A 13216-nucleotide genomic window follows, 5' to 3' on the forward strand; every position below is an offset into this window, starting at 1 on the left:
GCCCGGAACCTGAGATCAAAGGAGATTAACGTGGCTAATTTTTCTTGGCGCAAGGCGGCTCTCGTTGCGGCAGTTGTGCCGATGATGGCCCTCAGCGCCTGCTCAAGCACCGGCGGCAAGCCCGCTGACAGCGGCAACGCGGCCGGCGGAGGGCAAGCCGTAAGCACTCCGCGTATGAAGGTGGCCCTCATCACCCACGCCGCAGCAGGCGATACATTCTGGGATATCGTCCGCAAGGGCGCTGAGGAAGCGTCCGCGAAGGACAATGTTGACCTCCTCTACACAAGTGACCCCGAAGCCGGGCGTCAGGCCCAGCTCGTCCAGCAGGCCATCGACCAGAAGGTTGACGGCATTGCTGTCACCCTCGCCACCCCGGAGGCCCTCAAGGACGTCCTCAAGAAGGCCACCGACGCCGGCATCCCCGTGGTGAGCCTCAACGCCGGCGAGGGCGTCTCGACACAGCTCGGAGCGTTCACGCACTTCGGCTCGAACGAGAAGCTGGCCGGCGAGGCCGTGGGCACCAGGCTCGCGGCGCAGGGCTTCAAGCACCCGGTCTGCGTGATCCAGCAGCAGGGCCACGTCGGCCTGGAGGCACGGTGTGCGGGTGTCAAGGCGAAAGTACCCGGAACAGAAATCCTTTACGTCGATGGCAAGGACATGACTTCGGTCCAGTCCACCGCGACCGCCAAGCTCCAGGCAGCCAAGGACGCTGACGTCATCATCGGTCTGGGTGCGCCGATCACCCTGACGCTCCTCAAGTCGGTCCCGGATGCCAGCAGCTCCGCTAAGGTTGCCAGCTTCGACCTGAACGCTGACCTTGCCCAGAAGATCGTCGATGGCTCCGTGCTCTTCACTGTGGACCAGCAGCCCTGGCTCCAGGGCTACATGTCCGTTGACTCTCTCTGGCAGGCCAAGCGCGGCGGCTTCAAGCTTGGCGGCGGCCAGCCTGTTCTGACCGGTCCCACCATCGTGGACAAGTCCAACGCTTCCGACGTCCTCAAGTTCGCCCAGCAGGGCGTCCGCTAGATCCAGGATTCTGGCCGCGTGGCGGGTGACCGCCGCGCGGCCTGACCAACAAGGAGTTCTTCCTATGGCAAAAACAGCAACCCTGCCGCCGGCACCGGCTTCGGCCCCCGGCCCACGTGCTGACGAAAGAATAGGGCAACGAAGCCCATTCCAGAACCTCCTGGGCCGCCCCGAGGTGGGCGCGCTCGTAGGAGCGGTGGTCCTTTTCGTCTTCTTCGCGCTCGTCTCCAGCACTTTCCTGCAGCCGAACGCGCTCGCGACAGTGCTATATGGTTCCTCGACGATCGGGATCATGGCGGTGGGGGTGTCGCTGCTCATGATCGGCGGCGAGTTTGACCTCTCCACCGGTGTGGCCGTGATCAGCTCTGCGCTGACCGCCTCCCTCTTCAGCTGGAACTTCTCCCTGAACGCGTGGGTCGGCGTCGTGCTGGCGCTCGTTGTTTCGCTTGGTATCGGTTTCATCAACGGCTGGATCCTCGTCAAGACCAAACTGCCCAGCTTCATCGTCACGCTCGCGACGTTTCTCATGCTCACGGGCCTCAACCTGGCCCTGACCCGCCTCATCGGCGGCAGCGTATCCTCTCCGTCCATCTCCAAGCTCGACGGTTTCGATTCCGCCCATACGGTGTTCGCTTCGTCCATCAGCATCGGCGGCGTCGAGGTCAAGATCACGGTGTTCTTCTGGATCATCCTCGTTGCAATTGCGTCCTGGGTCCTGCTCCGCACCAAGGTTGGCAACTGGATCTTCGCCGTGGGCGGGGACGCGAACGCTGCCCGTGCCGTCGGCGTACCGGTCACCAAGACCAAGATCGGCCTGTTCATGGCTGTGGGCTTCTGCGGCTGGATCCTAGGAATGCACAACCTCTTCGCTTTCGACGCCGTGCAGTCCGGTGAAGGCGTGGGCAACGAGTTCCTCTACATCATCGCTGCGGTCATCGGTGGCTGCCTCCTCACCGGCGGTTACGGCTCCGCGGTGGGCGGCGCGATCGGCGCCTTCATCTTCGGCATGGCCAACAAGGGCATCGTCTACGCCCAGTGGAACCCGGACTGGTTCAAGTTCTTCCTGGGCCTGATGCTGCTGCTGGCCACCATCGTCAACCTCATCGTCAAGCGCCGCGCGGAACTCAAGTAAGGGGCCGGAGAAATGAATGCCAAGGAAATCGACCAGCAAACGCTGCTCCAGAACGAAAAAGATCCCCTCACCCACACCCCCGTGCACCTGCTGTCCCTTGAGGGAGTAGGCAAGCATTACGGCAACATCATTGCGCTGAGCGATGTCACCATGGCCGTGGACAACGGCCGTGTCACCTGTGTTCTGGGTGACAACGGCGCCGGTAAGTCCACGCTGATCAAGATCATCGCCGGCCTGCACCAGCACGACGCCGGGGTCCTGAACATCATGGGCGAGGAACGGAAATTCACGTCCCCCCGTGACGCCCTCGACGCCGGCATCGCCACGGTCTACCAGGACCTCGCCGTGGTCCCGCTGATGCCGATCTGGCGGAACTTCTTCCTCGGTTCCGAGCTGACCAGCGGCTTTGGCCCGTTCAAGAGCCTGGACGTCGAGAAGATGAAAGCCATCACGCTCAAGGAACTCGCCGAGATGGGCATCGACCTGCGCGATGTGGAGCAGCCCATCGGCCAGCTCTCCGGCGGTGAACGCCAGTGTGTCGCGATCGCCCGCGCCGTGTACTTCGGTGCCAAGGTGCTGATCCTGGACGAGCCGACGGCGGCACTCGGCGTCAAGCAGTCCGGCGTGGTGCTGCGGTACATCCTCCAAGCCCGCGACCGCGGCCTCGGGGTCATCTTCATCACCCACAACCCGCACCACGCCTTCCCCGTCGGGGACCGGTTCTTGCTGCTCAAGCGCGGCAAGTCGATCGGCTACTACGACAAGAAGGACATCACCCTCGACGAGCTCACCGCCCAGATGGCCGGCGGCGCCGAACTCGCCGAACTGGCGCACGAGCTCGAACAGCTTGGCGGCCACAGCGAAGCCCTCAAGGAAGTCAAAGCCGAAGTGGCGGACGTTGCCGACGCCGTGCAGGCCGGCGCCCCAAGACACGCCTAGCAGCACCGGCGGAAGGGGCCCTCCGGCGGACTGCCGGCGGGCCCTGCCTTGCCATGGGGCAGCCATTAGACGACGTACAGAATCACGATGGACAGGACAGGACCAACATGCCGATCCGGGTAGGCGTCATCGGCGCCGGAATCATGGGCGCCGACCACATCAGGAACCTCTCCACCACCATCGGCGGTGCCGAAGTCACCTTTGTGGCAGACCTCGACGCCGGCCGTGCCGCGGCCGCTGCACCTCCGGGCGCCCGCATCACCACCGATCCCTCCGAGCTGATCAACTCCAGCGAGGTGGACGCCGTCGTGGTTGCCTCCCACGACTCCACCCACGCCGGGCTGGTGCTGGAATGCTTCGAGGCGATGACCCCGGTGTTGTGCGAAAAGCCGCTGGCACCCACACTCCTGGAAAGCCTCGAGGTGGTAGCGGCGGACGCCGATATTGTGGCCGCCACCGGAGCATCCCTGCTCTCACTGGGCTTTATGCGGCGCTTCGACCCCGGCTACGTGGCCCTGCGCCAGTCCGTGCAGGACCGGGTCCAAGGTGAGCCCCTGATGGTCCACTGCACCAGCCGCAACGCCGCTGCGGGCCCCGGCACCACCTCGGAATCGGCCATCACGAATTCGGCCATCCATGAGCTGGACATCATTCCTTGGTTGCTGGACTCGCACATCATGGAGGTGTCATGGCAGGCCGGGCGGAGCTCACGCCATGCCGAAAGCGGGCTGCAGGACCCGGCCTTCATGATGCTCCGCACCGCCGACGGGACGGTGACCACGCTGGAGCTGTTCCTGAACGCCCAGTACGGCTACACCACCAGCTGCGAGGTTGTCTCGGAACTTGGCACCACCGGCCTGAAGGATTCCGCGCTGCTGGGCATCCGGCAGGACGGCATCGGCCGGACGGGAATCCCCGCGGACTGGCGCCCGCGCTTTGCCGACGCGTACCGGCTGCAGCTGCAGGCCTGGATCTCAGCCCTGGCCGAGGAAGAACAGCCGCCCCTGGCTGGCGCGCAGGACGGCCTCAATGCCTCGCTGGTGGCCCAGGCCATGATCCAGTCCCTGCACAGCGACGGCGCCTACACGAAAGTGAGCTACTCGTGAGCATCTCCGCCCTACCGGTCTCCCGCGTGCCCGGTCCGCGGGATGCCCCGGTGCTGCGCTGGGGGATCATGGGACCGGGCTGGATTGCCGAACGCTTCACCGAATCCGTCCAGGCGCACACGGACCAGGTGATCGCCGCTGTCGGGTCCCGTTCGCTCAGCCGGTCCAAGGCATTCGCGGACGCTTTCGACGTGCCCGCGGCCTACGGCAGCTACGAGGAGCTGGCCGCCGCCCCGGACATCGACATCGTCTACGTCTGCACGCCACACAACTTCCACCACCAGGCCGCGGTGCTTGCCCTCGACGCCGGCAAACACGTTTTGGTCGAGAAGCCGATCGGCCTCAACGCGGCACAGGCCCGGAACATCGCCACGCGGGCCGAGGCCGCCGGGGTGTTCGCCGCCGAGGCCATGTGGAGTTTCTTCCTGCCCAAGTTCGATGTGATCCGGCAGATCCTCGATGCCGGGACCCTGGGCACCGTCACCACGGTTTTTGCCGAATACGGCGAACACTTCGAACGCAGCCACAGGATCTTCGACCCTGCGCTGGCCGGCGGCCCGCTGCTGGACCTCGGCACGTACCCGCTGGCCCTGGTCACCGAGGTCCTGGGTCTGCCGGAAGAGCTGCATGCGATCGGCCAGCCCCACGAATCCGGAGTCAACGCCCAGCTGTCCGCCATCATGCAGTTCGCCGGCGGCGCGCAGGCTGTGGTGAACACACACGTGCACAACTTCACGCCCACCTCCGCCACTATCGTCGGTTCCGAAGCCACTCTGACTATCGACGGTCCCTTCAACATGCCCGGTGGCTTCGAGGTCCGCTTCCCGGACGGGACCCGGCTGCGCCATGAGGAACCGGCCGGCGGCCACTTCGAGGGACTGCACTACGAGGCCGCGGCCGTGGCCCGTGCCGTGGCCGCCGGGCAGACGCAGGCCGGCCAGCGGACCCTGGCAGCCTCCATCCGCACCTTGGACGTGGCCGATGAGATCCGTCGCCAGCTGGGAGTGGTGTTCCCAGGCGAAGACTCGTTGACGGACGAGGAAACCGCACAGTTCTGATTCATTTTTTGTTTTGACCATCGAAAGGACGGGCCCATGGCCTACATCGAACAGCACTCCGCCGGACTATCCGCACCCGTGAAACTGGGGCTCATCGGCTCGGGCTGGATGGGGGCGTTCCATGCTGAGAGCATCGCCCGCCGCGTCCCCGGCGCGGTCCTCGCTGCCATTGCCGACCCCAATGTGGAGTCCGCGGAGGCGCTGGCACGCACGCTGGGCACCGGAAAGGTCACGGCCGACGCCGCGGACATCCTGGCCGATCCGGAGATCAACGCCGTGGTCATCGCGAGCCCGGCCCGCTTCCACTCCGCCCTGATCACCCAGGCTGCCGCCGCGGGGAAGCACGTCTTCTGCGAGAAGCCCGCGGGCCAGGGCTTGGACGAGCTCGACGCCGCGCTGGCCGCAGTGGATGCCGCCGGGGTGCATTTCCAGATTGGCTTCAACCGCCGCTACGCGGGAGACTTCCAGGCCGCCAAGAGGGACCTCGCCGCGGGCATCGCCGGCCAGCCGCAGCTCCTGCGCTCGCTGACACGCGACCCCGGGACCGGCAGCATCCCGAACGCGGCCAGGGTCCCGGCCTGGACCATCTTCCTGGAGACCCTCATCCACGATTTCGATACCCTCAACTGGTTCAACGAAGGCGCCGAGCCGGTGGAGGTCTATGCCGTGGCCGACGCCCTCGTGGAACCGGAGCTGCGCGATCAGGGTTTCCTGGACACCGCGGTGGTGACCATCCGCTACAGCAACGGAGCAATCGCCGTGGCGGAAGCAAACTTCAGTGCCCTCTATGGCTACGACATCCGCGGGGAGGTCTTCGGTTCCAAGGGCATGGTCCAGGCCGGCCGTGCCACGGAGACGGCGGCCCGGCGTTACACCGTGGAGGGACTGTCCGCGGATACCCCGCGGCTCAATGTTGAACTGTTCCGGCAGGCCTACACGGACGAACTCGCCGATTTCGCCGCCACGGTTCGTGCGCAGCGGGACGGCACACCGCCGCCGTCGGGCGCTTTCACCCTCACTCCCGGGGCCGCAGACGCCCGCCGCGCGCTGGCCATGGCGCTGGCGTGCATCGAATCGGTCAAACAGGGCGGTCCGGTGGCTGTGGCTGCTGCCCCGGTATCGGCGTTCCGTGACGACGCCCGGGCAGGCGTCTGATGCGGCTGGCCGTCTGCGCGGAAATGGTCTTCACGGACCTGCCGTTTGTGGAACGGGTGCAGCGGATCCACGACGCCGGATTCGACGTCGAGATGTGGGACTCCAGGGGCAAGGACCTGGCCGCGCTCAAGGCCACCGGCGCGGTGTTCTCCTCCATGACCGGGTACGCCTCCGGAAGCCTCGTGGACCCCGACACGGCCGACGACGTGGTGCGGACGGCCGAGTCGCTGATTCCCACGGCCCTGGAGCTCGGCGTCAGCCGCATGGTGGTGCACTCCGCGGAGCTCATCGATGGCCAGGCGGCCCGCCCCCTCTACCGGTCCACCGGCCGCATGTGGAGCACCGGGGCGCGGACGCTGGAGCGCCTCGGCAAGCTGGGGGAGAAATACGGCGTGACGTTCTGCCTGGAGAACCTCAACACGATCCTGGACCACCCCGGCATCCCGCTCGCCCGGGCCAAGGACACCCTGGCGCTCGTGGAAGCAGCCGGGCACCCCAACGTGAAGCTCATGCTGGACCTGTACCACGCACAACTGGGGGAGGGGAACCTCATCGAGCTCGTGCGGACCGCCCTGCCGCACATCGGCGAAGTCCAGGTGGCGGACGTACCGGGCCGTTGCGAACCGGGCACCGGGGAAATCCACTACCCGGCCGTGGCCAGGGCCCTCGCGGACGCAGGCTATGAGGGAATCGTGGGCATGGAAGCCTGGGCCAGCGGTGACGACGAGGTAGCCCTTGCGGCCTTCCGAGCGGCGTTCACGGTGCCGGGCACTACAACTTTTTCAACGGAAGGAACACTATGAAGGATGTCATTCTCGGTCTGGTCGGAGTGGGGCGCATCGGCGTCATGCACGCCCAGAACATCGCCGCGCTCAACGGAGTTCTTAACCCGGAGGGTATCAACGTCAGCCTCCTGCTGACCGACGTCGCCGAGGACCACGCCAGGGGGATCGCTGCCGGCCTCGGTGCCGGCTTCCTGCCCTCGGTGGAGGAACTCATCGCCTCCGGCGTGGACGGCCTGGTCATCGCCACGGGAACCGGAACCCACCCCGAACTGATCAAGGCGGGCGTGGACGCCGGAATCCCGGTCTTCTGCGAAAAGCCCGTGGCCATGAACGTGGCGGACGCCCTGCCGGTGCTGGACTATATCCGCGACAACAACGGCGTGGTGCAGATCGGCCACCAGCGCCGCTTTGACCACGGCTACCTTGAGGCCAAGCGTGCCTACCAGGCGGGCGAGCTGGGTTGGATCCACTCCCTGCGCGCCGTCACCTGCGATATGGCACCACCGCCCGTGGAGTTCCTCGCCAGCTCCGGCGGACTGTTCCGCGACTGCTCCGTCCACGACTTCGACATCCTGCGCTGGCTGACCGGCCGCGAGATCGTGGAGGTCTACGCAAAGGGCTCCAACAACGGCGATCCGGCCATCGGCGCAGTGGGCGACGTGGACACGGCGTTGGCGCTGGTCACGTTCGACGACGGCACAGTCGGCACCGTGTCAGCCACCCGCTACAACGGTGCCGGCCACGACGTCCGCCTGGAAATCCAGGGCTCCAGCCGTTCGCTGATGGTTGGGCTCGATGAGCAAACGGCCATGGCGTCGGCCGAAGCCGGAATCGCCTTCCCGGCCGGGGAACCCCACCGGACCTTTGCCGAGCGCTTCGACCAGGCGTACCGATCTGAAATGGCCGCGTTTGTGGAGCTGATCCTGGGCCGGCGGGAGAATCCCTGCACCCCGGAGGACGCCGTGGCCGCTTCCCGCGTGGCTGATGCCGCCCAGGAATCACTCGCCACCGGCGTCCCGGTCAGGGTGGTGCTGGCCGCGGCCAAAGCTGGCTAGGCGAGCGTACGGCTGCCATGCAAAATGCCCCTCCGGAATCCGTTCCGGAGGGGCATTTTTCTTGATCTCTACGCGGTGAACGGCAGCCGGGGATCGATGTCCTGGCCGTCCCAGCTTTGGCGGACCCAGCCGTGGTGCGGGTCGTCGCTGATGAGCCATTCACGGACCGGTCCGGGGCCGGCCATCACGTTGAGGTAGTACAGGTCGTAGCCCGGGGCCGCCATGGCGGGGCCGTGCCAACCGTAGGGGACCAGCACAACGTCGCCCGTGCGGACCTCGGCTGCCACGTCGATGGGACGCTCATCCGAGGCGTACACGCGCTGGTAGCCGATGGCGTCGGCGTCGGCGGGTGCCCCGGAGCCCGCAGCAACCTGCGTCTCGAAGTAATAGATCTCCTCGAGGTTCGTTTCGCCGTCCTTTTCCTCATCGTGCTTGTGCGGAGGGTAGGAGGACCAGTTTCCGGCGGGGGTGAGGACTTCACACACGATGAAACGGTCAGCCTCGAGGGCCGCCGGCGTGCCGAAGTTATGGACCTGGCGGGAGCAATTGCCGGCCCCGCGCAGCTCCACAGGCGTCTCGGCGGCGGTCACGAGGCGCGTGGGGTACGAGGCCTTTGCCGGTGCGGTGGCGACCGCCACCCGCCCGCCGTCGGTCGAGCTGATGGTGACGGACTTGCCGGTGCCCGAATACAGGACATCGCTGGGGCCGTGGAACACGGACGCCCGCCCTTTCAGGACATAATCTTCACCGTCCACGGAGACAGTGAAGGAGCCGTTGAGTGGAACCACTATCCGCTCTTCGCCTGCTGCGGGAAGCCCGACGGCGGCGCCCGCGGCGAGCGTGGCCACCTTCAGGCCCGTATGGGCCCAGCCGTCCACGGCCAGGGTTGAATCGGAGGTTCCGAGCGAGATGTCCCAACCGCCGTCGGCGGCGCTGCCCAGGGGGTAGACCCAGTTAGTCATTGATGTATTCCTTGCGCTATCGCTGTACGAGTGTCATTTCAAAGCTGTACGAGTCCGCCCGGTAGACGTGGTGTCCGGTTTCCACCCGTCGGCCGGCGTCGTCTGTTGCGGTGCGCTCCATGGTGACCAGGGCGGAACTGACCTCGGCCTCCAGCAGGCGCGCCTGGTAGTCGTTGGCGATCATCGCGCCGATTCTTTGCGAGGCCAGGCGGAAGTTGACGCCGCCGCGGCGGAGAATGGCGTAGAGGCCCTCAGCGGCGAGCATGGCTTCGTCCATGCTGGCGATGTCGTCCCGGACCCAGTTCTCCATCAGGGCAAGGGGCTTGCCGCCCACTTTCCGCAGGCGGGTGAAGTGGTAGACCTTGGAGCCGGCAGGCAGTTCGAGGGTGGCGAGCGTCGCTGCGTCGGCCTCCACGTGGGAGAAGGTCAACACCTGGGTGGTGGGCTTCTTGCCGTTATTGGAGAGGTCATCGAACAGGCTGGAGAGCTCCAGGGGGCGGCGGACCTGGCTGGAGACCACCTGGGTGCCCACGCCGCGCTTGCGGACCAGCAGGCCCGAGCGGACCAGTTCATCCATGGCTTTGCGCATAGTGGGCCGGGACAGGTTCAGCTGGGCCGCGAGATCGATTTCGTTCTCCAGCTTGCTGCCGGGTTCCAGGATTCCGCTGTGGATGGCGGCCTCGATGCCCTGTACCACCTGGTGGTACAGGGGCACGGGCGAGGAACGGTCGATGATGAGACCAAGTTGATTCGCCACTAAATATTCCTCGTTCCATGCCGGAAGCTGGTGCCCGCCCGAGGCTCGGGAGGGCATCCATGTCCTACCATGTTCGCTTGATAGGACATACTGCCTTAGTTGATAATATCAGCCGAATTTTGGCGGTCAAGGCTACGGCCATGCTGTTGCACAATGCGTCCGGTACGGAACCGGGCCACCGCCGCTGCTCTGGCCGGCTCGCTGCCCTTGGTGCGCGTGGTCCTAGGCTGGGGTGATGAATAGCCGATACCTCGTGTCCCGCGAACGTTTCATCGCAGCCCCGCCCGAAGTGATCTTTGAAGTACTGGCCACACCGGCGCTGCACAGCCTGATTGACGGCTCCGGCACCGTCAAGGGTGCCCAGCCGCGCGGCCCGGAACGGCTGAGCCTCGGAGCCCGGTTCGGCATGGAAATGAACATGGCCGTGGATTACAAGATCCTGAACACGGTTTCCGAGTTCGAGGAGGGCCGGCGCATCGCCTGGCGCCATTTCTACGGCCACCTGTGGCGTTACATCCTGGAACCGGCCACCGGCGCCGACGGTACTGCCGGCACCCGTGTCACCGAACAATGGGATGCCAGGGCGGTCCGCGGCAAGGTCTTCCTCCGGCTGGCCGGATATCTGCGCCGCCACCCCGTCAGCATCGAAAGGACGCTGGCCCGGCTGGAAGCGCACGTAACCGGCGCGGCCGGTGTGGCAGGCTAGGTCCGCGGCGTGAACCCCTCCGGCGGCCTGGTCCCCAGCCCGCGGACCTTAGAGGTTGAGAGCCTGGACGCCTTCGACCGGCTGGTCGCTGCAGGCGCGGTGGCCATGCACGGCTGGCATGCCCAGTCGCTGGATCTGCGTGGCCGGAACGCGGCGCTGGAAACCCTGGACGTGGAAGGAGCCATTTTCCTGGGGTGTACCTTCGATCAGGGCATCGAAGGCGGGCTTCGCCGCCGCGGCGCGCTGATCTTCCCCAAGTTGCAGGGTGTGCCGTTCGATCCTTACCGGGCCCGGCTCTACACGCCGCAGGAACTGTACGCCGGCCTGGGCACTTCGCCTTATGAGGAGCTGCCGGACGCCCTGGTGTATCAGTGGAGCATCAGCCCGGGACAGCGCAACCGGCTCGACGCTACCCTGGCCTCGGCGCTGCATGACCACGCCATCGGCGACGCCCTGGACGAGTTCACGCACTCGGACCTCCACGCCGGCCGCACCACCGTGGGCGTGATGGGCGGACATGCCGCCCAGCGTGGGACCCCGGAGTTCGTCCAGGCAGCCGAGCTGGGCAGGCGTCTGGCGCTGAGCGGGCGGATGGTGGCAACCGGCGGCGGCCCTGGTGCCATGGAAGCGGCCAACCTCGGTGCATATCTCAGCCACGTTCCGCACGCGGAGTTCACGGCAGCCCTCGCCGGGCTTGGATCCGTCCCCGGCTTCCGCCCTTCGGTGTCCGCGTGGGCACGCGAGGCGGCCGCCGTCGTCGAACGCTATCCGGGCGGAACCCCGTCGCTGGGCATCCCCACTTGGTTCTACGGGCATGAACCGCCCAACTACTTTGCCACCCACATCGCCAAGTACTTCGCCAACGCCATCCGTGAGGCGATCCTGCTGGAACTGTGCGACGGCGGCATCATTTTCCTGCCGGGAGCGGCCGGCACCGTGCAGGAAATCTTCCAGGACGCCTGCGAGAACTACTACAGCGCTCCCGAAGCCGTGACGCCGATGGTGCTTATTGGCAGGCAGCACTGGGAGCAGGAGTATCCTGCGTGGCCCGTGCTCCAGCGGCTGGCTGCCGGACGGGCCATGGAGGACCGGATCTTCCTCGTGGACAGCGTGGACGAGGCGCTCGCGGTGCTGGGCGGCTAGCCCACCACGGTGCCGAAGGCGAACCCCAGCACGTAGGTCACGGCGGCGGCGCCCAGCCCGATGCCCAGCTGGCGCAGCCCGCGCGTCAGAGGCGATGTCCCGGACAGCAGGCCCACGATTCCGCCGGTGGCCAGCAGCGCCAGCCCCACCAGAACCGCGGCCACCACCAGCGCGGTGACCCCGGTCAGGCCGAACAGGAACGGCAGGATGGGGACCACGGCGCCGGACGCGAAGAAGCAGAAGCTGGACAGCGCCGCCCCCCACGCGGTGCCCACGGCCTCATGCTGGTCTTCGGTCTCCGGCAGCTCGGGCTGGAGGGACAGGCTTGGATCGCAGTCGCAGCTCAGCAGCCCCATGCGTTCGGCCACGCGGTGTTCGGCCGCTTCGTGGGACATCCCGCGCGCCAGGTAGACGAGCATCAGTTCGTTGTGTTCGATGTCCAGTTTCGGGGCGGCGGCGAGGGTGATCTGGGTGGGGCGGGTGGCGGCCAGGAGCTCGCGCTGGGACCGCACGGAGACAAACTCGCCCGCGGCCATGGACATGGCACCGGCGAGGAGCCCGGCCACACCGCTGAGCAGCACCACACCGCTCGCCACTCCGGAAGCGGCCATGCCCACCACGAGCGAGAGGTTGCTGACCAGGCCATCGTTGGCACCAAAAACGGCGGCACGGAAGGTCCCGGCGAGCCGGTTGCGGCCACGGGTTGCCAGGCCGCGGACCACTTCCTCATGGATCTGTTCATCCGCTGCCATGGCGTCCGTGGCGTTGGGATCCAGGGCGTAAGGGGAGCGGCCTTCAGCGCGCTGGGCGAGGGCCAGGACAAAAACAGAGCCGAAGTGGCGGGCCAGGAAGCCCAGGAAATGGCTGCGGAGGGACGCCGGCCGGGACTTCTGGGCGTGATCGCCGAGGAGCTGCAGCCAGTGGGCCTCATGCCGTCCTTCGGCTTCGGCGAGTGCCAGCAGGATGGCGCGCTCTTCGCCGTCGCGGTTCTGGGCGAGATCGCGGTAGACGGCGGCCTCTGCCCGTTCGTCCGCCAGGTACTGGCGCCACCGGCGGAGGTCGGCCGGGGTGGGCTGCGGCGCGGACGGGTTGGGTTCCGCGGGCGGGGCTGGGTGGGGATTGGGGTGCTGAGACACGCAAGGCTCCTGTGCTGGATGGGGAAGGTTCGGCCCCATTGCACCGCCCAGCTTACCGCGGAATTACGCGGATTTTCGGCTGGCTGCCCTCACTGCGGAGTTTAGGTTTCCCTCAAAATCAGCATGTCCGCCGGGTGTGCCCGGACGGGTTGCTGCGGGTCTTGACCGGGCTCACCCGGCGGTGCTGTGATGAAGGAGTGGCGTCCGCCCGCGCCCACCCACAATGCACGCCAGGCGAACAAACGGAGGTCGAATC

13 protein-coding genes are annotated in these 13216 nt (G+C 66.7%); 10 read left to right on the forward strand and 3 right to left on the reverse strand.

From position 1 onward, the window contains the following. Positions 1–30: 30 nt before the first annotated feature. From AC50YA_RS08765 to AC50YA_RS08800, 8 genes are all read left to right on the forward strand, one after another. Complete coding sequence (locus AC50YA_RS08765) at positions 31–1026, forward strand: substrate-binding domain-containing protein (RefSeq protein ID WP_201762333.1); 996 nt, start codon at positions 31–33, stop codon at positions 1024–1026. Positions 1027–1090: 64 nt separating this feature from the next. After that, a complete protein-coding gene (locus AC50YA_RS08770) occupies positions 1091–2158 on the forward strand; it encodes an ABC transporter permease (protein ID WP_494981899.1) in 1068 nt (355 codons plus the stop codon). A 12-nt stretch (positions 2159–2170) separates the two neighbouring features. Then, positions 2171–3097: an ATP-binding cassette domain-containing protein gene (locus AC50YA_RS08775; RefSeq protein WP_104062796.1), complete on the forward strand. Its 927-nt coding sequence runs from the start codon at positions 2171–2173 to the stop codon at positions 3095–3097. 107 nt (positions 3098–3204) lie between these two features. Continuing rightward, positions 3205–4203, forward strand: coding sequence for a Gfo/Idh/MocA family oxidoreductase (locus AC50YA_RS08780; protein ID WP_494981900.1), 999 nt, complete (start codon positions 3205–3207; stop codon positions 4201–4203). Then, positions 4200–5261 (forward strand): Gfo/Idh/MocA family protein, encoded by a 1062-nt coding sequence (locus AC50YA_RS08785; protein ID WP_494981901.1) that lies wholly within the window; start codon positions 4200–4202, stop codon positions 5259–5261. The genes AC50YA_RS08780 and AC50YA_RS08785 overlap by 4 nt, the downstream gene beginning before the upstream one ends. A 36-nt stretch (positions 5262–5297) precedes the next feature. Beyond that, positions 5298–6416, forward strand: coding sequence for a Gfo/Idh/MocA family oxidoreductase (locus tag AC50YA_RS08790; protein WP_494981902.1), 1119 nt, complete (start codon positions 5298–5300; stop codon positions 6414–6416). Next, positions 6416–7219: a TIM barrel protein gene (locus AC50YA_RS08795; protein WP_494981903.1), complete on the forward strand. Its 804-nt coding sequence runs from the start codon at positions 6416–6418 to the stop codon at positions 7217–7219. Before AC50YA_RS08790 ends, AC50YA_RS08795 begins: the two co-directional genes overlap by 1 nt. After that, positions 7216–8256, forward strand: coding sequence for a Gfo/Idh/MocA family oxidoreductase (locus AC50YA_RS08800; protein WP_494981904.1), 1041 nt, complete (start codon positions 7216–7218; stop codon positions 8254–8256). The genes AC50YA_RS08795 and AC50YA_RS08800 overlap by 4 nt, the downstream gene beginning before the upstream one ends. 68 nt (positions 8257–8324) lie before the next feature. Here AC50YA_RS08800 and iolB read toward each other — a convergent pair whose 3' ends face one another. Then, positions 8325–9218, reverse strand: a complete 894-nt coding sequence (gene iolB, locus AC50YA_RS08805) for a 5-deoxy-glucuronate isomerase (RefSeq protein WP_494981905.1) — start codon at positions 9216–9218, stop codon at positions 8325–8327. A gap of 16 nt (positions 9219–9234) precedes the next feature. Further along, positions 9235–9975, reverse strand: coding sequence for a GntR family transcriptional regulator (locus tag AC50YA_RS08810; RefSeq protein ID WP_494981906.1), 741 nt, complete (start codon positions 9973–9975; stop codon positions 9235–9237). A gap of 235 nt (positions 9976–10210) precedes the next feature. On the opposite strand from AC50YA_RS08810, the gene AC50YA_RS08815 reads away from it, so the two are divergent. Both AC50YA_RS08815 and AC50YA_RS08820 read left to right on the forward strand, forming a co-directional pair. Then, positions 10211–10681: an SRPBCC family protein gene (locus AC50YA_RS08815; RefSeq protein ID WP_494981907.1), complete on the forward strand. Its 471-nt coding sequence runs from the start codon at positions 10211–10213 to the stop codon at positions 10679–10681. A gap of 9 nt (positions 10682–10690) precedes the next feature. Next, positions 10691–11824 carry an LOG family protein gene (locus tag AC50YA_RS08820; protein WP_494981908.1) on the forward strand — a complete coding sequence of 378 codons (1134 nt, stop codon included), beginning with the start codon at positions 10691–10693 and terminating at the stop codon, positions 11822–11824. On the opposite strand, the gene AC50YA_RS08825 is transcribed toward AC50YA_RS08820, so the two are convergent. Then, positions 11821–12999 carry a VIT1/CCC1 transporter family protein gene (locus AC50YA_RS08825; RefSeq protein WP_494981909.1) on the reverse strand — a complete coding sequence of 393 codons (1179 nt, stop codon included), beginning with the start codon at positions 12997–12999 and terminating at the stop codon, positions 11821–11823. The genes AC50YA_RS08820 and AC50YA_RS08825 overlap by 4 nt on opposite strands. Positions 13000–13216 lie beyond the last annotated feature (217 nt).

This window comes from Pseudarthrobacter sp. RHLT3-21 (assembly GCF_059383495.1).

Bases quoted from the DNA above. Each gene is read 5' to 3' on its own strand.
- AC50YA_RS08825 (WP_494981909.1), bottom strand. From the start codon at position 12,999: ATGGGGCCGAACCTTCCCCATCCAGCACAGGAGCCTTGCGTGTCTCAG.
- AC50YA_RS08780 (WP_494981900.1), top strand. From the start codon at position 3,205: ATGCCGATCCGGGTAGGCGTCATCGGCGCCGGAATCATGGGCGCCGAC.
- iolB (WP_494981905.1), bottom strand. From the start codon at position 9,218: ATGACTAACTGGGTCTACCCCCTGGGCAGCGCCGCCGACGGCGGTTGG.
- AC50YA_RS08795 (WP_494981903.1), top strand. From the start codon at position 6,416: ATGCGGCTGGCCGTCTGCGCGGAAATGGTCTTCACGGACCTGCCGTTT.
- AC50YA_RS08800 (WP_494981904.1), top strand. From the start codon at position 7,216: ATGAAGGATGTCATTCTCGGTCTGGTCGGAGTGGGGCGCATCGGCGTC.
- AC50YA_RS08775 (WP_104062796.1), top strand. From the start codon at position 2,171: ATGAATGCCAAGGAAATCGACCAGCAAACGCTGCTCCAGAACGAAAAA.
- AC50YA_RS08770 (WP_494981899.1), top strand. From the start codon at position 1,091: ATGGCAAAAACAGCAACCCTGCCGCCGGCACCGGCTTCGGCCCCCGGC.
- AC50YA_RS08790 (WP_494981902.1), top strand. From the start codon at position 5,298: ATGGCCTACATCGAACAGCACTCCGCCGGACTATCCGCACCCGTGAAA.
- AC50YA_RS08815 (WP_494981907.1), top strand. From the start codon at position 10,211: ATGAATAGCCGATACCTCGTGTCCCGCGAACGTTTCATCGCAGCCCCG.